The following is an 18,805-nucleotide window of genomic DNA, read 5'->3' on the forward strand; positions in this document are numbered from 1 at the left end:
GAAACCACGGGACATGTCGGTGATATTGACCGCCGAACGTCAGTTATTAAACTGCAGGGCAGTCAACAAAACACACCGGACATCACTGCCCGGCGTTGGGGCGGCTTCTAAACATGTTTTACAAATTTGTCAAACAACGCCCGCCGCTTTTTTCTCGATCCTGCCCTTGAAAAGCCCGAGCGCCCACCCATCTCTCCGTCGTGATCAGAACTCGGGCCCCTCTGGCGTGTTACCGGACAACACGTGATGTCGAGTTTCTTTAGGTTGGGGCCCACGCATATTCTTCACGCACGTTCCCCATCCGCAAAGCCAACCTCGTCCGGCTAAAGGTTGACTGATGGAGTTCCTCCTCAACGATTTTCTCGGCACCCCCACATGGATGTGGGCGGTCTTCATTTCTCTCGTCCTTGGCCTCCTGGCGCTCGATCTCGGCGTATTGCACAAGAACTCCAAGGAAATCGGCATCCGTGAAAGCCTGCTCATGTCAGGCTTCTATATCGCCATCGGCTTGGCCTTCGGCGGCTGGATCTGGTACCAGTCCGGCCAGCAATCGGCGATGGAATATGTCACCGGCTTCGTGGTCGAAAAAAGCCTGGCGATGGACAATATCTTCATCATCGCCATGATCTTCTCCTATTTCGCCATTCCCCGCCAATATCAGCACCGCGTACTGCTCTGGGGTATCCTCGGCGTCATCGTCCTGCGCGGCATCATGATTGCCGGCGGCGCGGCCATCGTCGAAAACTTCCACTGGGTGCTTTATCTATTTGCGGCCTTCCTCGTCTTCACGGGCCTCAAGATGCTGTTCTCGTCAGACCATGACGAATCGGACATCGGCAATAATCGCATCCTGAAATTCCTGCGCAGTCACCTGCCGGTGACGAACGCGCTGCATGGCGAAAAATTCTTCGTCAAGGAGACGGATGCAGCCACCGGCAAGCTGAAGACCTTCGTGACGCCGCTCTTCCTGGCCCTTATCATGGTTGAAATTGCCGACCTGATCTTCGCAGTCGATTCGATCCCGGCGATCTTCGCGATCACCACCGATCCGTTTATCGTCTACACCTCGAACATCTTCGCGATCCTCGGCCTGCGCGCCCTCTATTTTGCGCTTGCCGCCCTGATCCACCGCTTCGCCTATCTGAAATACGCGCTGGCTGCGGTTCTGGTCTTCGTCGGTTCGAAGATTTTCGTGGCCGACATGCTCGGCATCGCCAAGATCCCGCCGGCAGTCTCGCTCGGCGTCACCGTCGCCATCCTCGCAACCGGCATCATCGGCTCGCTGATCGCAACACGCAAGGAAGCCAAGGCCATAGAATAAGGCCTTCAACGGCAAGCGGCAGGGAAACCTGCCGCAACCTCACTCCGCCGCAAGCCTCGCATTATCCTCAGCCGCATCCGCGTCGCCGGGTGCGGTTTTTGCATCGAGGTCGGGAAACGCCACGATGCGCTTGCCGGAGAAATCGGCATGCACCACCACAAGCTCCTTCTCCTCGAAATAACCGAGCAGCCTCCGGGCGCGGCGGGCGGAATGGGTGCCATAGGCGCGGGCAATACGGGCATCCGACGGGCAAGGTTCCTCGCCAAGTGCAGCCTTGACCAGAAGCAGGAAAACGCCCTGCAGGTCATCGGAAACAGACATCGACAGTTCCAGCGCCTTTTCCCAGCCTTCGCTTGCCGCCATCACCGCATCCACGCCGGAGCGAGCAATCGCCACCTGCCGGCGGAATTCCGCCAGCGTCATCGGCGTGCCGGGAATACGGCGCATGCGGGCGCGCACCAGAAAATCCTGATAGAGCACGGCGTCTGTGCGATAGGCCGATTGCGGATCATCGAGAATTTCAACGAGAACCGCACCGATCTTCTCCTCGCGCTCCTCCGGCGTCAGTTCCGGCTGACCTGCACGCGGAGACTGCTCCGGTGAAGGACCGACGGCGGCGGGCGTGGAACGGGAGAGTTCGGCGAGAATATCCGTGGTCGGGCGCGGTGCCGGCGGCGTGCGGCGCACCACGGCGCGCGTGAATTCTTCCGGATCCGGCGTGAAGATCAGGTCTTCCACATCCTGCGGCGCATCCGGCAGCGGCATCAGCTTCGGCGAGGACGAGCGCGCCGAGGTTTCCACCGCCCCGATGACGATGGGCAGCGGGCGGCGCGACAGCGCAGGTCCAAGCGCCACGAAATTACCCCGCTGCAGATCGCGGAACATCTCCGCCTGTCGCCGGTCCATGCCGAGCAGGTCGGCGGCGCGCGCCATGTCGATATCGAGAAAGGTGCGGCCCATCAGGAAGTTCGAGGCTTCCGCCGCCACATTCTTGGCGAGCTTGGCAAGACGCTGCGTGGCGATGACGCCGGCAAGCCCGCGTTTACGGCCACGGCACATCAGATTGGTCATCGCGCCGAGAGACGCCTTGCGGGCATCCTCCGTCACCTCACCGCCGACGGAGGGTGCAAACATCTGCGCCTCATCCACCACGACCAGCACCGGATACCAATATTCGCGATCGGCATCGAACATGCCGTTGAGGAAAGCGGCTGCGGCACGCATCTGCTGCTCGATATCAAGGCCTTCGAGCGTCAGCACGCAGGAGACGCGGTGCTGGCGAATGCGGTTGGCGATGCCGGCCAGCTCCGCTTCGGTGCGCTCGCCATCCACCACCACGTGTCCGAACTTATCGGAAAGAGTGACGAAATCGCCCTCGGGATCGATGATGACCTGCTGCACCCATTGCGCCGATTGCTCCAGCAGCCGGCGCAGGAGATGCGACTTGCCGGAACCGGAATTGCCCTGCACCAGCAAACGTGTCGCAAGCAATTCTTCAATATCGAGCTTGGCCTGTTGCCCGCCCGATAGGGTTCCCATGTCGATGCCGACCTGCAATGTTCCATTCCTCGTGCTGCATGTCATCCGGCCGATTCCCTTGGCGGCGGCCGAACATGCTCTTTACCAAAAAATCGCCTGTTGCGTCTGCCCCATGCCGATAATGCACAGACAATTACGCCGCATCTACGTGGCCCCGGACGAGACCCGCAAAAATGAAAGCCGCCTGCCGAACACATTCAGCATCAGGCCGATGATGACCAATGCGGCGCCGACCACTTCGAAGACGGTGATATGCTCCGCAAAAGCGAGATAGGCGCTGATGAAACCGACAATCGGCACCAGCAGCGAAAACGGCGCTACCGTTCCGGCCGGATAACGCAGAAGCAGGTAACTCCAGATGCCCGCGCCGACAATGGTCGCTCCATAGGCCATGTAGATCACCACGAAAGCCATCGTCGACGTGGCATTGAGCAGGCCTTCCGCGATCGCATCGGGTCCTTCCACCACCAGCGAAAGCAGGATCAACGGCAGAACGGGTACAAGGCTCGTCCATGCAACGAAGGAAACCGCGTTCACCTGGCCGATACGGCGATTAACGATGTTGCCGCAGGCCCAGGCAATTGCCGAGCCGACCCCCATCAGGAGCGGTATCAGCGCTGCGGCCGTCATGCGCTCCACGCCGATGACCGCCAGCCCGCCAAAAGCGATGATCGCGCCGAGGATCTGTGAAGGCAGCGGCCGTTCGCCGAGGAACACCACGGCAAGCGCCAGCGTGAAGAAGGCCTGCGACTGCATAACCAGCGAAGCGAGCCCCGCCGGCAGGCCGAGCTTGATGGCCGGATAAAGCAGGCCGAACTGCACGAAACCCATCGCCATGCCGTAAACGATCATATGCCGCCACGGCACATTGGGTTTTGGCAGGAAAAACACCAAAGGCACCGCCGCAAAGAGATAACGCACCCCCGTCAGAAACAAAGGCGGCATATCAGCGACGCCCACCTTGATGACGACAAAGTTGAAGCCCCACAAAAACACGGTGACCAGGGCGAGAAGTATATGCGGCAGTGCCATTTTGTTATGTCCGAATTTCAGGTGATCGAGACGCGCTTTACGCCGAAACCGCCCGCTTCCAGCCAAAGGTGATAAGACCGGCGCCGATCAGGAGACCGCCGCCCGTTCGGTTGACGATGCGCTGGACCTTCGGCTTGCGGATCGTATTGCGGGCGGCACTTGCCAGAAGTCCATAAAGCGCCGCATTGCAGGTGGCAAGCACCAGGAATGTCGCTTCGAAAATCAGCACCTGCGGCCAGAAGGGCAATGTCGGCACCAGAAACTGCGGCAGGAAGGCCACGAAGAACACGATGCTCTTCGGGTTCAGCGCGGTGACGATATAGGCATGCAGGAAGATCTTGAGCGGCCTTTCACGGCCCGTCACGCCTGCCCCCTCGGCACCTTCTCCGCCAACCGGCGAACGCCACAGCTTGATGCCGAGATAGATGAGGTAAGCCGCACCGATCCATTTCAGACCAGTGAAAAGCGCCGCCGATGTTGCAAGCAGCGCCCCGAGCCCCAGCATCGAGGCCGTCATGGCGGTGAAATCCCCAAGCGCCACGCCCGTTACCGTCGCGGTGCTCGCCTTGCGACCGTGGCCGAGTGCGTAAGAAATTACCAGCAGGATCGTCGGTCCCGGAATGGCAAGCATGATGGCGGATGCGGCCACGAAGGCCAGCCAGTTCTCCAGTGGCATAATGAGTCTCCTTTATCCCGAGTCTTGAGCAAGCCACGGAAAATGTTTCGCTTCAAGCCGGATTTTACAAACCGTGCAGCTCTCTCGTAACAACCCGAAAAACGTCCGTGGAGGATTTTCTCCGCCGTCGGCGGTCAAAGTTCGATACGGCCCCTCCCGCATGTCTGCGCGGGAGAGGCCATCACATCAAAACCGGGGTGCCCAGTGAGGAACCTCCCAATCCCGCCGTCGCTTTACGCGCGAGGGGTCAAGGCCGATATCGACCAGAAGGCGCTCAGGCAGATCGGCAGGATCAGTCGGCGGCGCACGCGGCACCAGCGCGGCTGTGAGAACCGCTTTGAGAGTTTTCCAGACGCCGAATGTGACGAACAAGCGATCGACCGCATCCGGCAGCGCATATGCCACCAATGGTTGATTTTTCTGCATGGGAAATCCATCCCGGCGCGGCAAAGCGGCCAGGTCCTTTATCGATGGAAAACGACATGCCGAAACGGCGGGCGCAGCAGTCATGCCACGCGGACGCGCAAGTCACATGTCGGACGAAGTGAAAATGCCTAACGGCAGGGAAATCAGGCTTTAAGCCTTATCGGAGGGAGATGCCTCGCATCACATAACCACCGAAGACCATGCCGGAAAAGCCAGACATGCCGTTAAGGCGCATATTCATGTCATTGGTCATTCCACGCCTCCATTCATAGCGGTTACAGACGAGAAACATCTTACATAAGAAATCCGGCGCGACAAGAGGTCGCAATCTCGAATTGCAAAAGACGGGCAAAACAGATGCAAAAATACAACAGGCGGCTGGGCAGCGAAACTCAGGTCAACGAAACGGTGAGACCAAATCCCTGCATCAGCCGTCGGGTGGCAAAATCCGGCTTGCCTGATGTGAAGACGGCAAAATCGAAACCGTCAGGGTGCTCCGCATCCTGTGGCAGCGGCACCAGATGGCGGGCACGCCGGGCAATCGCCTCGGCGGGATCGAGCCAGTCCACCGGCCAGGGCGCCAACCGGCGAAACACATTGGCCATGAAGGGATAATGGGTACAGGCAAGCACGATGATGTCTGTGCGCTTGCCGTCGCTGTCGATGAAGCAGGGCTCTATTTCGGCCAGAACCGCCTCGTCCGAGACCGGCTCGCCCCTGATCCAGCTTTCCGCCATGCGTGCCAGATTTTCCGAGCCAACGAGACGGACATGACATTGGGTGGCGAAGGACTGGATGAGATCGCGCGTATAGGCGCGCTTGACGGTGCCCGGTGTCGCCAGCACGGAAACGAGGCCCGAACGGGTGCGCTCCGCCGCCGGTTTGATGGCGGGCACGGTGCCGACAAAAGTCATCTGCGGAAAGCGGGCGCGAAGATCGGCACCCGCGAGCGTGAAGGCCGTGTTGCAGGCGATGATGCAGACTTCCGGGCAGTAATCCTGCAGCAGCGTTTCGAAGAGCGAGAGAATGCGCGCCTTCAGCGCCTCCTCCTCCCAGCCGCCATAGGGAAAACCCGCATCGTCGGCCACATAGATGAAACCGCGCTCAGGCATCAGCACGCGCGCCTCGCGCAGAACCGTCAGCCCGCCAATGCCGGAATCGAACACCAGCACCGGTTTCAGAACATCGACCGCCGCCTCACTCGTCTTCAGCATGCTCCCCGGTTCCCTTCGCCAATATTCCCTCTGCCGTTCCCGCCCGGCCTGCCTGCTTGGGCCATTGCCGGGGAAAACGGTCGAGCGAATTGATCACGCCACGGAAGACACTGATTTCCTGCTCGGAAAAGCCGCGTCTCGACAGCACCGCGCGCAGATTGTCGACCATTTTCGGCTTTTTTTCGGGCGGGTGGAAATAACCGCGCGCGTCCAGCGCTTCCTCGATATGTTCGAAAAGGCCGAAAACCTGTTCCTTGGTCGAAGGCCGCTGCTCGACGGATTGGAAAAGCGTCTCGCCCAGATCGTCCATGCCTGACTTCATCCACTCATAGGACATCAAAAGCACGGCCTGAGCGATATTGAGCGAGGCAAAGGCGGGATTGACCGGGAAGGTCACAATCTCGTCGGCCAGCGCCACTTCCTCGTTGGTCAACCCCCAGCGCTCGCGCCCGAACAGGATGCCGGTTCTGTCGCCCGTCTTGAACTTTGCACGCAACGTCTCGGCAGCGGTAACGGGCGCACGCACCGGCTTGAAACCGTAACGCTCGCGCGCGGTCGTGGCATAAACGAAGTTCAGGTCCTTGATCGCCTCTTCCAGCGTCTCGAACACCTTCGTTGCATCGATGACATGATCGGCCTTGGAAGCGGCAGCGCGCGCTTTCTCGCTCGGCCAGCCGTCACGCGGATTGACCAGGCGCAATTCGGCGAGGCCGAAATTGGCCATCGCCCGCGCCACCATACCGATATTTTCGCCGAGCTGCGGTTCGACCAGAATGATCGCCGGGCCTTCCGCCACAAGTTCAAGCTCGCTGTTTGTGCCTGCCATCGTCTTTTGTCCGTTTTCTGAAGCGGCGCGTCGATTTTCGAACCGATACGCTAAAGCGCGCCTCACTGGCACAGATCGGCGCTAAAATCAAAGGCGGAGGGGTGTGAGCGTCCTCTTCACTCCCTCACTCCCCCTTGATGATCGTCGCCATCTCTTCGCGCAGCGAATCCCTGCCCTCATCGCCAACGCGATGAATATCGCTGATGACCGGCCGGCCATCCTCCTCGACGACGTCGAAATGCACTTCGTCAACCGTCGCCTTCATCTCCGCCTCGTCCATGCAGGCCCAGAGCTTGAATTTCGCCGTCACGTCAGTCACGCCGTCCTTCACCGCACCGGCCGTCACTGAAACTTCCTGCAGCGGGCAGCCATCCTGGGAGTTGGTCACGACATCGTAGCCGAAGGGATCACCCTTCTCCCCGCTTTCTGCCTCGTAGGCCGGCTTCTTGGACGCTTCGTGATATTGTGCGACGAAATCCTTGCTGAACAGGCTGGTCAGCATGTCCTCATCGAAGATGTATTTCCAGTTTTCGGCGTCGCCGGACCAGTTCTTGACGGTGATATCCATCACCTTCTGGACGGGATCGGTGGGCCCGGCAGCAAGGGCGCTGTGGGAAAAGAGGACGGCGGCAGTCAGAAGCAGAATATTCCGCATGATGTGATCCCGGGATAGGCCCGAAGGCGGGCGAAGCGATTCGCCTGACTGTATTCCGGCATTATGGTTTGGCAATGCGCAAAGCGTTATTGCGCTGCGCCAAAAAAGCGCCCCCCATGGCTTTGCCTCAGACGCTCGCAATGCTATAGCCGCACCGGATATTTTTCCGAATACCGGCGTTATCAGACGCCACAGCTTCGAAGGTGAGGAATTCATGGCAAAGATCAAGGTAGCCAATCCGGTCGTCGATCTCGACGGCGACGAAATGACCCGTATCATCTGGCAGCTCATCAAGGACAAGCTGATCCTGCCATACCTCGATCTCGACATCGAATATTACGACCTCTCGGTTGAAAACCGCGACGCCACCAACGACCAGGTCACGGTCGATGCGGCGCACGCCATCAAGAAGCACGGCGTCGGCATCAAGTGCGCCACGATCACCCCGGATGAAGCCCGCGTCGAGGAATTCGGCCTGAAGCAGATGTGGAAGAGCCCGAACGGCACGATCCGCAACATTCTGGGCGGCGTCATCTTCCGCGAGCCGATCATCTGCAAGAACGTTCCGCGCCTCGTTCCCGGCTGGACCAAGCCGATCGTTGTCGGCCGTCACGCTTTCGGCGACCAGTACAAGGCAACCGATTTCAAGTTCCCCGGCAAGGGCAAGCTGACGATCAAGTTCGTCGGTGAAGACGGCCAGGTCATCGAAAAGGACGTCTTCGATGCCCCGAGCGCTGGCGTGGCTCTTGCCATGTATAACCTCGACGAATCCATCCGCGAATTCGCCCGCGCCTCCATGAATTATGGCCTGATGCGCAAGTGGCCGGTTTACCTCTCCACGAAGAACACCATCCTCAAGGCCTATGACGGCCGCTTCAAGGATATCTTCGAAGAAGTCTACCAGACCGAGTTCAAGGCGCAGTTCGACGAAGCCGGTATCACCTATGAGCACCGCCTGATCGACGACATGGTCGCTTCCGCGCTGAAGTGGTCCGGCGGCTACATCTGGGCCTGCAAGAACTACGACGGCGACGTGCAGTCCGACACGGTTGCGCAGGGCTTCGGCTCGCTCGGCCTGATGACCTCAGTTCTTCTGTCGCCGGACGGCCGCACAGTCGAAGCCGAAGCTGCGCACGGCACGGTTACGCGCCACTACCGCCAGCACCAGAAGGGTCAGGAAACCTCGACCAACTCGATCGCCTCGATCTTCGCCTGGACGCGTGGCCTCGCCCACCGCGCCAAGCTGGACGACAATGCCGAGCTCGCAAAGTTTGCAACGACGCTCGAAACCGTCTGCGTCGACACCGTTGAAAGCGGCTTCATGACCAAGGATCTGGCCCTCCTCATCGGTCCGGACCAGCCCTGGCTCTCCACCACCGCCTTCCTCGACAAGATCGACGAAAACCTCAAGAAGGCGATGGCGGCTTAAGCCTGCTTTCCCAGCGACTTCAAAACCCGGCCTCAGCGCCGGGTTTTTTATGTGTACCGTAGAGCTGAAACGTCTGGTTTCTTTTTTGTTCACAGTATCTTGATTAGCCGTTGTACTAGGCGCAGACTTCGATTCCGCGTGCTGCGGCCAGTACAACAATAAGACAAAGCTTAAATAGCATCTACTTGCACATAACTTGCCCGGCACAGTCAAACGTTCATCGGAGCATCGGCGCGGTCTTAGGGAACACGCGAAGGATGCTGCGGACTTAAAAAAAGCGAAGCGCAGGCGCGAAATCCGCATTGGTTTTCCCGGGATGCTTCGAGGATTTTGCTTGGGGAGGCAAAAGCATGAGTGAATTGATCTTCTACACCAACCCTATGTCGCGCGGACGCATCGCGCGGTGGATGCTCGAGGAAGTGGGCGTTCCATACCGAACGGAAATACTGGGTTTCGAGACCTCGATGAAATCGCCCGCCTACCGGCTGATAAATCCGATGGCGAAGGTGCCCGCCATCAAACACGGCGATACGATCGTCACCGAGGCGGCAGCGATCTGCGCCTATCTCGCCGATGCCTTTCCCGGCGCGAACCTAGCGCCCACGCCCAAGGCACGTGGGCTTTATTATCGCTGGATGTTCTTTGCCGCAGGCCCGCTGGAAATGGCGGCAAGCATGAAGGCGATGGGTTTCGAAGTGCCGAAGGAGAAGCTGCGCATGGCCGGCTGCGGCAGCTATGCGGATGTGATGAATACGCTTGAACGGGCCGTCAGCGAAAACCGCTTTATCGCCGGTGATCTCTTTACCGCAGCGGATGTCTATGTCGGCGCCCATATCGGCTGGGGGCTGCATTTCGGCACGATCGAAAAACGCCCGGCCTTTCTCGATTACATGGCCCATCTCACCGACCGCCCGGCCTTCAAGCGGGCCGCCCAGCTCGATGAGGAAGCGGCAAAGGACTTGCAGGCGACGGGCTGAAAGACGGGAACCGCTGTTCTGCGCCGGAGACTTGAACCGGAATCAAAAGGGCGGGGTAAAACCCCGCCCTTTTTGAATTTGCTCTGACTAGGCCGCCAGGGCCGCCGCCACCGCTTCGATGGCATCCTGCGCCTTCGCGCCATCCGGGCCGCCGGCCTGCGCCATATCAGGGCGACCGCCGCCGCCCTTGCCGCCAAGGGCGGCAGACGCGGTGCGGACGATATCGACGGCGCTGAAACGGGCCGTCAGATCTTCGGTCACGGCCGCAACAGCGCTTGCCTTGCCATCTTCGGAAACCGCAATCAACAGCACGACGCCCGAGCCGAGATTGGCCTTGGCTTCATCCGCGAGACCCTTGAGGTCCTTGGCATCAATGCCGGAGAGGGATTTCGCCAGGAAATTGACGCCCGCGACCTGCTGGACGTCGTTTGCACCGGCATCCGACGAACCGCCGCCCATTGCGAGTTTCTTGCGGGCATCCGCAAGCTCGCGCTCCAGCTTCTTGCGCTCGTCGAGAAGTCCCTCGACACGGGACAGCACGTCGCCTGGCTGCACCTTCAGGGAAGAGGCCAGCGCCTTCACCCGCTCATCCTGCTCGGCGAGGTAGGCAAGCGCGCCCTGCCCCGTTACGGCTTCGAGACGGCGCACGCCGGCACCAACAGCGCTTTCGCCGAGAATGCGGATGAGGCCGATCTGGCCTGTTGTCGCCACATGCGTGCCGCCGCAAAGCTCGACGGAATAGGGGCGGTTGGCTTTCGCGCCGTGAAGACCGGTGCCCATGGACACGACACGAACCTCGTCGCCATATTTTTCACCGAACAGCGCCATCGCACCCTCGTCAATGGCGTCGTCGACGCTCATCAGGCGGGTGACAACAGGCGAGTTCTGCAAGACGATTTCGTTCGCCATCTCCTCGACCACCTTCAGCTCTTCGGCCGACATCGGCTTCGGATGCGAAACGTCGAAGCGCAGGCGCTCGGGCGCAACCAGCGAACCCTTCTGAGCGACGTGCGTGCCAAGCACCTCTCGCAGCGCCTCGTGCAGCAAGTGGGTGGCGGAGTGGTTGGCACGCAGACGCGAGCGGCGGTCATGATCAACGGTCAGCTGCACGGCTTCGTCGAGCTTCAATCCACCCTTGGAAACGGTGCCCAAATGCACGAACAGGCCTTCGCCCTTTTTCTGGGTGTCGGAAACGGCAAAAGCGCCGTTGTCACCGGAGATCACGCCGGTATCGCCCATCTGGCCACCGGACTCGCCATAAAACGGCGTCTGGTTGACGACGATCTGTACCGTCTCGCCCTCGGCGGCACTGTCCACCGACTTGCCGTCCTTGACGATTGCCTGAATGACGCCTTCGGCGGTTTCAGTATCGTAGCCGAGGAATTCGGTCGCGCCGAACTTTTCCTTCAGTTCGAACCAGACGGTTTCGGTCGCCTTGTCGCCGGAGCCGGCCCAGTGCGAGCGGGCTTCCGCCTTCTGGCGCTGCATGGCGTCGGTGAAGCCGGAAATATCGACGCCGATCTCACGGGCGCGCAGCGCATCCTGCGTCAGATCGAGCGGGAAACCATAGGTGTCGTAAAGCTTGAAAGCCGTTTCGCCGTCCAGCATGTCGCCCTTGTGCAGGGTCGAGGTGGCGTCGGAGAGAAGCGACAGGCCGCGTTCCAGGGTCTTGCGGAAACGGGTTTCCTCCAGCTTCAGCGTTTCAGAAATCAGCGCCTCGGCGCGAACCAGTTCCGGATAGGCGCGGCCCATCTGCTGTACCAGCGCTGGCAGCAGCTTATAGATCAGCGGCTCGCGCGCGCCGAGAAGCTCGGCATGGCGCATGGCGCGACGCATGATGCGGCGCAGGACATAACCGCGGCCTTCATTGGACGGCAGGACGCCATCGGCGATCAGGAAGGCGGAAGAGCGCAGATGGTCGGCGATGACTCGGTGGCTGGCGCGCTTTTCACCTTCGGCCGGAACACCGGTCGCTTCCACGGAAGCAGCAATCAGCGCGCGGAACAGATCCGTATCGTAATTGTCGTGCTTGCCCTGCAGCAGCGCGGAAATACGCTCAAGACCCATGCCCGTGTCGATCGACGGACGCGGCAGGTCGATGCGCTCTTCCTTCGTCAGCTGCTCATATTGCATGAAGACGAGGTTCCAGATTTCGATGAAACGGTCGCCATCCTCTTCCGGCGAGCCGGGCGGGCCGCCCCAGATATGATCGCCGTGGTCATAGAAAATTTCCGAACAGGGACCGCAGGGACCGGTATCGCCCATTGCCCAGAAATTGTCGCTGGTCGCAATGCGGATGATACGGTCGTCGGAGAAACCGGCAATCTTCTTCCAGAGGTTAAAGGCCTCGTCGTCGGTGTGATAGACAGTCACCAGCAGACGGTTGCGGTCGATGCCGAATTCCCTGGTGATCAGGTTCCAGGCATGGGTGATCGCTTCTTCCTTGAAATAATCGCCGAAGGAGAAATTGCCGAGCATTTCGAAGAAGGTGTGGTGGCGGGCAGTATAACCGACATTGTCGAGGTCGTTATGCTTGCCGCCGGCGCGCACGCATTTCTGCGCCGAAGCGGCCGTGGAATAAGGACGGCTTTCAAGACCGGTGAAGACGTTCTTGAACTGCACCATGCCGGCATTGGTGAACATCAGTGTCGGATCGTTGCGCGGCACCAGCGGGCTGGAGGGCACGATCTCATGTCCGTTCTTCTTGAAGTAGTCGAGAAAGGTCGACCGAATTTCATTCACACCGCTCATGCCCACACACCGCTCACAGCTGGAGTCCATCACCGCCACCGGAAATGATGGCTATATTGCAAAATCACTGGCTTTTATCGTCCGCATCCAGCCCTGTCCAGCCATGGAGGCGAAGCAAGACATATAGGCAAAGAAAAAGGACCGCGCGAATAAAAATCGCGCGGCCCTCTTGATCTATACCATTTCAGCAAAAGCTCCGGGCGGCGACGCCCGGACCTTCGCGGAATGCATCAGCCCTCGTCGCTGCCGTCGTCGCCTTCACCGGCATCCGGGCCGCCATTCTGCAGGAAGCGGTCGGCGATCAGACCGGCATTCTGGCGCAATGCCAGTTCGATCTCATTTGCCGTTTCCGGATTGTCACGCAGGAAGGTCTTGGCGTTTTCACGCCCCTGCCCCAGACGCTGGCTGTTATAGGAGAACCATGCACCGGATTTTTCGACGATACCGGCCTTCACGCCGAGGTCGACGAGTTCACCGGTCTTGGAAACACCCTCGCCATACATGATGTCGAACTCCACCTGCTTGAAGGGCGGAGCCATCTTGTTCTTGACGACCTTGACGCGGGTCTGGTTGCCGACAACCTCTTCGCGCTCCTTGACGGCGCCGATACGGCGGATGTCGAGGCGAACGGACGCATAGAACTTGAGAGCGTTACCGCCTGTCGTCGTTTCCGGCGAACCGAACATGACGCCGATCTTCATGCGGATCTGGTTGATGAAGATGACCATGCATTTCGACTTGGAGATCGAAGCGGTCAGCTTGCGCAGCGCCTGGCTCATCAGGCGGGCCTGAAGACCCGGCAGGCTGTCGCCCATCTCGCCTTCAATTTCCGCCCGCGGCGTCAGCGCCGCAACGGAGTCGACCACCAGGACATCAACCGCACCGGAACGTACCAGCGTATCGGTGATCTCAAGCGCCTGCTCGCCCGTATCCGGCTGCGAGATCAGAAGGCCCTGCAAATCCACGCCAAGCTTGCGGGCATAGACCGGATCGAGCGCGTGCTCGGCATCCACGAAGGCGCAGATGCCGCCCTTCTTCTGGGCTTCCGCAATCGTCTGCAGCGCCAGCGTCGTCTTACCCGAGCTTTCCGGGCCATAAATTTCAACGATGCGCCCCTTCGGCAAACCGCCGATGCCGAGCGCGATATCCAGGCTGAGAGAACCCGTCGAAACGGTCTCCACCTCAACCACATTTTCATTGGAACCGAGCTTCATAATCGATCCCTTGCCGAACGACCGTTCGATCTGGGAGAGCGCCGCTTCCAGTGCCTTGCTTTTATCCACCGATTTATCCTCTACGAGACGCAAAGAATTTTGTGCCATCCGAACCACCTTTAGGTTATTGAAGCCGCACAGGCAATGAAGCAGTATGGAAACGGTATGTACTCTATTTGTTCTCATTTCGCAAGGCTGAGCCAGCATATTGAAAACAAATAGCGATAAGTAGTTTGTTCTGCTTTCGTTTTTCCGTGCCCGGCCCATCGCCGCAAACCGGATGCGAGGTCAGGAGGACGTCAGTTTAGGCCGAATCGTCCGGTCTTTCCATCCGCCAAAGAGGGAAACGCAAGCGTGAAGAAAATACTCGTTCTGGGCGGCGCGCATATCGACCGGCGCGGCATGATCGAGACTGAGACGGCGCCCGGCGCGAGCAACCCCGGCTCCTGGATGGAAGAGGCGGGCGGCGGCGGTTTCAACGCCGCGCGCAATCTCTCCCGCCTCGGTTTTCAGGTCCGCATCATTGCTCCGCGCGGCGGTGACGTGACAGGCGAAGCGGTGGCGGAGGCTGCGAAGCAGGCGGGCGTTGAAGACACCCCCTTTACCTTCCTCGACCGCCGCACGCCGAGCTACACCGCCATTCTGGAGCGTGACGGCAACCTCGTTATCGCGCTTGCCGATATGGATCTCTACAAGCTCTTCACCCCGCGCCGCCTGAAGATACGCGCCGTGCGGGAGGCGATCACGGCGAGCGATATCCTGCTTTGCGACGCCAATCTGCCTGATGATACGCTGACGGCGCTCGGCCTCGTTGCTCGCGCCTGCGAAAAACCGCTGGCGGCCATTGCCATATCGCCCGCCAAGGCGGTGAAGCTGAAAGCGGCGCTCGGCGATATCGACATCCTCTTCATGAACGAGGCGGAAGCCCGCGCGCTGACCGGCGAGACGGCGGCCAATGTCCGCGACTGGCCGGATATTCTGCGCAAGGCCGGGCTTTGCGGCGGCGTCGTTACCCGCGGCGCAAGCGAAGTCGTTGCCTTCAATGGAACGGAAAAAGCAATCCTCCACCCGCCTCTCATCCGCGAGGTGAAGGATGTCACCGGTGCGGGCGACGCCATGGCCTCTGGTTATCTCGCCGCCATCGCCGAGGGAAAGACGATTGCGGAGGCCTTGCGACAGGGGGCGGCCGCGGCGGCCATCACCGTGCAGTCCCCCTTCGCCACCTCGCATGAACTATCAAAAGACAGTGTCGAAGCCATGTTGGGGCTTGTTCCCCAGGCTGAAATGCTGGCATGAACCCGCTTTTGAAAACTGGAACAGATGCCATGACCCGCCCCATCTCCCCGCTCCTGCCCATCGTCTATTCTCAGGAAGTCGCCGCAGCCAAACAGCGCGGCGCGCCGATCGTGGCGCTTGAATCGACCATCATCACCCATGGCATGCCCTATCCCGGCAACATCGAGATGGCCGAAAGCGTCGAACAGATCATCCGCGATCAGGGTGCGGTTCCGGCCACCATCGCCGTCATTCACGGCACGCTGCATATCGGTCTTGAGAAGGACCAGCTTGAGGCGCTTGCCCAGACAACCGACGCCATGAAGGTCTCGCGCGCCGATATCGCCTTTGCCATCGCCGAGCGCCGCACGGGCGCGACCACGGTTGCCGCCACCATGATCGCCGCCGCCCGCGCCGACATCCGCGTTTTTGCGACAGGCGGCATCGGCGGCGTGCACAAGGGGGCGGAAGAGACCTTCGACATCTCCGCCGACCTGACCGAGCTTGCCAAGACCGGCGTGATCGTCGTCTGCGCCGGCGCGAAAGCCATTCTGGATATTCCGAAGACGCTGGAGGTTCTCGAAACCAACGGCGTGCCTGTCGTCACCTTCGGGTCGGAAGAATTCCCGGCCTTCTGGTCCCGCTCCTCCGGCCTTTCGAGCCCGCTTTCGCTCAATAGCCCGGCGGCGATTGCCAATTTCCAGGCAACCCGCGAACAGCTGGGCATCGAAGGCGGCATGCTGGTGGCCAATCCCGTGCCGGAAGCAGACGAAATTCCGCGCGAGGAGATGGAAATCTACATCAACCGCGCCATCTCGCACGCCGAGCGCGACGAAGTCACCGGCAAGGAAGTCACCCCCTACCTGCTCGGCGATATTTTCCGCCTCACAGATGGCCGCAGCCTGGAGACCAATATTGCGCTGGTGCGCAACAATGCGCAGCTTGCTGCTGAGATCGCGGTGGCGCTGAACTGAAGAAAAGATCGTCTTCTCAGTCATCCTCAGGCTTGACCCGAGGATCCACGATGCGCTCGCAGGAATGGATCCTCGCCTCAAGGGCGAGGATGACGGTGTGAAAGCAGAAGGCCTCGCAACCAACAAAAAAGGCCCGGAAAGCTTGCGCTTTCCGGGCCTTTTTCTTTTCAGTTTCTGAACCCAATCAGTTCTGGGCGACCGGCTTCACAAGCGGCGTCACGCGGCGGATGGTGACGCGGCGGTTCTGCTGTTCCGGGCCAAGTGTCTGAACCTTCAGGTAACGCTCGCCATAGCCTTGAGTCGCGAGGTTTTCCGGCGGAATGCCGTAAACATCGGTCAGCACATTGGCGACGGAAGCGGCGCGCTCGTCCGAGAGAACGAGGTTGCTTTCATCCGAACCGACGGCATCGGTATGGCCTTCGATCAGGAAGGTTTCCCCCGGGTTCTTGTTGAGCGCCTTGTTGATGGCATCCGCCACCTTGCGCAGCGAACGTGCCTGCGCCATCGGGATTTCGGCACTGCCGGTGGCAAAAGTGATCGTATCGAGGTCGATACGGCGCACCTTGTCGCGGATACGGGCCGAATAACGCACTTCATCCAGCGAATAGACCCGCTCCACCGGTTCGACGGGCGGCTGTTCCAGGAAGCGGTAATAATCGCGGTCCGGATCGCTCGACGTGTCGATGATATAATCGGTCACGGGAATGCGCAGGCGCATCGGCGGCAGGTCGAGGCCGGGATCGCGATAGACATAATCACGGTCCGGATCTTCCATCAGCTCCGGTGCATAGAACAGCACATATTCGCGGCCGCGATCGTCGATGCGCGAGCGCTGGATCACGTCGCCATAACGGTTGCGGATCGTAACCACCTGCGTTCCATCGCGGCGCTCCACGGTTTCGCGGACACGACCGCCGCCCAAGCGCTCGTAATAGGGCTCACCACCATCGCGGATGAAGCGCTGGTTATCATCGCCGCGCACCACGACACGGTCGCCGAATTGCAGGATGATCGGCGCATCGCCGTCACGATCACGATCGCGCGGGCGGCCTTCGCGCGGCTGCCATTCGCGGACACCTTCCGGCCGCTCATATTGCGGACGACGATCGACACGTTCGCCCTGCTGGGAGGTGATCGCCTCCATCTTGACGGGCGGTGGCGGAGCCTTGCCTTCGGCGGCGCCGGCGCGCTGCGCTTCGGCGTCCGATGTCGGAACCTTCACGTCGCCGGCCTGCTCGCGTTCACGACGGCGCTCCTCGCGGGTCTGGCGGTTGCCGGAGCGTTCCACTTCCTTGTCGCTGTCGAGAACGGCGGCACCCTTGTCGACCGGCAGAATGACGGTATCGGCGGTCTTGGACGGGTCCTTGGCAATGGCCTTGGCCTTGTCCAGCTCTTCCTTCGTCATCGGCGGCGCTTCCGTCTGCGGAACAGCGACCTGATTGGGCACGGGTTCGCCGGCCGGCGCCTGTCCGGTCGTCGCACCGCTCGGCGGCGGAGGCGTCGGCGCGCCTGGCAGCGGGGCTGCGGGTTCAGTTCTACCCTGGCCCTCTACCGGCGGCTGTTCGGAAGGCTGACGACCCGGTGCGGGATTGGGCTGGGCCTCGGGCGCCGGCGGACGTGCGGGCGTCGGGGCTTCGGTCGGAACCGGTGCTTCCTTCACTGCCGGATCCGGGGCGGCCGGCTTTTTCTCCGGAACGGCTTTTTCAGCCGGTTCGGCTTTCTGTTCCGGGGCCTTTTCCTCTACCTGCGGCTTTTTGGAAGGCGCCGGCTCGCGAGGCTTGGCCGGCTGCTCGGCATTTTCAGGGCGTGCTGCGGGCTCCTGTTCGGCTGCAGGTTCTTTCGCGCGCTCCTTGCGGGGACGCTGCTGCTCACCCTCACCGGCGGGCTGCTCGGCCCGTTCGGGCTTGCGCGGACGTTCCTTCGGCTGCTCCTCAGCAGGTGCGGCTTCGGGTGCCGCCTCGCGCTGGCGTGCCGGGCGCTGTTCGCCCTCGCCCTGCGGCTCCTGTGCGCGTTCTGGTTTGCGGGGACGCTCCTGCGGCTGTTCGGCCGGCGCGGGCTCCGGGCGGGCCTCGCGCTGCTGCTGCGGTTCCCGCTGGGGTTCGGGCTGCGGTTCACGCTGGGGTTCCCTCCGGGGCTCCCTCTGCGGTTCGGGGCGTGGTTCGGCGGGCGCGGCTTCGCGTTTGGGCTCCGGCTCACGCGGCGGCTCCTGTGCACGCTCCTGGCGTTGCGGCTCGGCCTGCGGCTGCGCCTCTTCGGCCTGCTTGCGCCGCTTGCGCAGTTCTTCTTCCGGGTTCGGCTCTTCCGGCTGTGCCTGCGCCAGAATCACCTGACCGGTCGTCGCCTGTCCGGGAAGCGCCTGCGCCCGCGCGGCACCGGCAAAACCGGCCGCGGCCGGCTCCACCGCAATCGCCAGCGACATGAGGGGGAAAACCACCCCCGTCAGCAATGTGTTCTTCTTCAGCATCGGTGTTTCCTCATCTGCCATTATTGGTCGCC

Annotated in this window: 15 protein-coding genes; 5 read left to right on the forward strand and 10 right to left on the reverse strand. The window is 60.9% G+C overall.

The window, feature by feature from the left end; genetic code table 11:
- Positions 1-337 precede the first annotated feature (337 nt).
- Positions 338-1,321, forward strand: a complete 984-nt coding sequence (locus tag DA915_RS09435) for a TerC family protein (RefSeq protein ID WP_107675701.1) — start codon at positions 338-340, stop codon at positions 1,319-1,321.
- Positions 1,322-1,360: 39 nt separating this feature from the next.
- Here the strand turns inward: DA915_RS09435 and DA915_RS09440 are convergent, their stop codons facing one another.
- From DA915_RS09440 to DA915_RS09475, 7 genes are all read right to left on the reverse strand, one after another.
- A complete protein-coding gene (locus tag DA915_RS09440; RefSeq protein ID WP_192886455.1) occupies positions 1,361-2,878 on the reverse strand; it encodes an ATP-binding protein in 1,518 nt (505 codons plus the stop codon).
- 126 nt (positions 2,879-3,004) lie between these two features.
- Complete coding sequence (locus DA915_RS09445; RefSeq protein ID WP_107675703.1) at positions 3,005-3,892, reverse strand: EamA family transporter; 888 nt, start codon at positions 3,890-3,892, stop codon at positions 3,005-3,007.
- Between the two features lie 37 nt (positions 3,893-3,929).
- A complete protein-coding gene (locus DA915_RS09450; RefSeq protein WP_107675704.1) occupies positions 3,930-4,568 on the reverse strand; it encodes a LysE family translocator in 639 nt (212 codons plus the stop codon).
- 186 nt (positions 4,569-4,754) lie between these two features.
- Positions 4,755-4,994: a hypothetical protein gene (locus DA915_RS09455; protein WP_003507887.1), complete on the reverse strand. Its 240-nt coding sequence runs from the start codon at positions 4,992-4,994 to the stop codon at positions 4,755-4,757.
- 392 nt (positions 4,995-5,386) lie between these two features.
- On the reverse strand, positions 5,387-6,208 hold the full coding sequence (murI, locus tag DA915_RS09465; protein WP_107675705.1) for a glutamate racemase: 822 nt from the start codon (positions 6,206-6,208) through the stop codon (positions 5,387-5,389).
- Positions 6,192-7,034 (reverse strand): RNA methyltransferase, encoded by an 843-nt coding sequence (locus DA915_RS09470; protein ID WP_020810916.1) that lies wholly within the window; start codon positions 7,032-7,034, stop codon positions 6,192-6,194. The genes murI and DA915_RS09470 overlap by 17 nt, the downstream gene beginning before the upstream one ends.
- Before the next feature lie 124 nt (positions 7,035-7,158).
- Positions 7,159-7,689, reverse strand: a complete 531-nt coding sequence (locus DA915_RS09475) for a hypothetical protein (protein ID WP_020012867.1) — start codon at positions 7,687-7,689, stop codon at positions 7,159-7,161.
- Between the two features lie 214 nt (positions 7,690-7,903).
- Between DA915_RS09475 and DA915_RS09480 the strand changes: the two genes are divergently transcribed.
- Both DA915_RS09480 and DA915_RS09485 read left to right on the forward strand, forming a co-directional pair.
- A complete protein-coding gene (locus DA915_RS09480) occupies positions 7,904-9,118 on the forward strand; it encodes an NADP-dependent isocitrate dehydrogenase (protein WP_003507881.1) in 1,215 nt (404 codons plus the stop codon).
- Positions 9,119-9,468: 350 nt separating this feature from the next.
- The gene (locus DA915_RS09485; RefSeq protein WP_020012870.1) at positions 9,469-10,095 is read left to right on the forward strand and encodes a glutathione S-transferase family protein; all 627 of its coding nucleotides are present in this window, start codon (positions 9,469-9,471) and stop codon (positions 10,093-10,095) included.
- An 87-nt stretch (positions 10,096-10,182) separates the two neighbouring features.
- Here DA915_RS09485 and alaS read toward each other — a convergent pair whose 3' ends face one another.
- Complete coding sequence (gene alaS / locus DA915_RS09490) at positions 10,183-12,846, reverse strand: alanine--tRNA ligase (protein WP_107675706.1); 2,664 nt, start codon at positions 12,844-12,846, stop codon at positions 10,183-10,185.
- Positions 12,847-13,076: 230 nt separating this feature from the next.
- Positions 13,077-14,168, reverse strand: a complete 1,092-nt coding sequence (gene recA, locus DA915_RS09495) for a recombinase RecA (protein WP_020012874.1) — start codon at positions 14,166-14,168, stop codon at positions 13,077-13,079.
- A 246-nt stretch (positions 14,169-14,414) separates the two neighbouring features.
- Between recA and DA915_RS09500 the strand changes: the two genes are divergently transcribed.
- Together DA915_RS09500 and DA915_RS09505 are read left to right on the forward strand one after the other, a co-directional pair.
- Positions 14,415-15,356, forward strand: coding sequence for a carbohydrate kinase family protein (locus DA915_RS09500; RefSeq protein WP_003507876.1), 942 nt, complete (start codon positions 14,415-14,417; stop codon positions 15,354-15,356).
- Positions 15,357-15,385: 29 nt separating this feature from the next.
- Complete coding sequence (locus DA915_RS09505) at positions 15,386-16,309, forward strand: pseudouridine-5'-phosphate glycosidase (protein WP_003507874.1); 924 nt, start codon at positions 15,386-15,388, stop codon at positions 16,307-16,309.
- Positions 16,310-16,493: 184 nt separating this feature from the next.
- Here the strand turns inward: DA915_RS09505 and DA915_RS09510 are convergent, their stop codons facing one another.
- Entirely contained in the window at positions 16,494-18,773 is a 2,280-nt protein-coding gene (locus DA915_RS09510; protein ID WP_107675707.1) for an OmpA family protein, read from the reverse strand.
- Positions 18,774-18,805 lie beyond the last annotated feature (32 nt).

It is taken from the genome of Agrobacterium sp. LAD9 (genome assembly GCF_003031125.1).
Taxonomy (GTDB): Bacteria; Pseudomonadota; Alphaproteobacteria; order Rhizobiales; family Rhizobiaceae; genus Agrobacterium; species Agrobacterium radiobacter.

What these genes read in the sequence shown, in the direction of transcription:
- DA915_RS09435 (WP_107675701.1), top strand. Translation starts at nt 338, where the DNA reads ATGGAGTTCCTCCTCAACGATTTTCTCGGCACCCCCACATGGATGTGG.
- DA915_RS09445 (WP_107675703.1), bottom strand. Translation starts at nt 3,892, where the DNA reads ATGGCACTGCCGCATATACTTCTCGCCCTGGTCACCGTGTTTTTGTGG.
- DA915_RS09450 (WP_107675704.1), bottom strand. Translation starts at nt 4,568, where the DNA reads ATGCCACTGGAGAACTGGCTGGCCTTCGTGGCCGCATCCGCCATCATG.
- DA915_RS09455 (WP_003507887.1), bottom strand. Translation starts at nt 4,994, where the DNA reads ATGCAGAAAAATCAACCATTGGTGGCATATGCGCTGCCGGATGCGGTC.
- murI (WP_107675705.1), bottom strand. Translation starts at nt 6,208, where the DNA reads ATGCTGAAGACGAGTGAGGCGGCGGTCGATGTTCTGAAACCGGTGCTG.
- DA915_RS09470 (WP_020810916.1), bottom strand. Translation starts at nt 7,034, where the DNA reads ATGGCAGGCACAAACAGCGAGCTTGAACTTGTGGCGGAAGGCCCGGCG.
- DA915_RS09475 (WP_020012867.1), bottom strand. Translation starts at nt 7,689, where the DNA reads ATGCGGAATATTCTGCTTCTGACTGCCGCCGTCCTCTTTTCCCACAGC.
- DA915_RS09480 (WP_003507881.1), top strand. Translation starts at nt 7,904, where the DNA reads ATGGCAAAGATCAAGGTAGCCAATCCGGTCGTCGATCTCGACGGCGAC.
- DA915_RS09485 (WP_020012870.1), top strand. Translation starts at nt 9,469, where the DNA reads ATGAGTGAATTGATCTTCTACACCAACCCTATGTCGCGCGGACGCATC.
- alaS (WP_107675706.1), bottom strand. Translation starts at nt 12,846, where the DNA reads ATGAGCGGTGTGAATGAAATTCGGTCGACCTTTCTCGACTACTTCAAG.
- recA (WP_020012874.1), bottom strand. Translation starts at nt 14,168, where the DNA reads ATGGCACAAAATTCTTTGCGTCTCGTAGAGGATAAATCGGTGGATAAA.
- DA915_RS09505 (WP_003507874.1), top strand. Translation starts at nt 15,386, where the DNA reads ATGACCCGCCCCATCTCCCCGCTCCTGCCCATCGTCTATTCTCAGGAA.
- DA915_RS09510 (WP_107675707.1), bottom strand. Translation starts at nt 18,773, where the DNA reads ATGCTGAAGAAGAACACATTGCTGACGGGGGTGGTTTTCCCCCTCATG.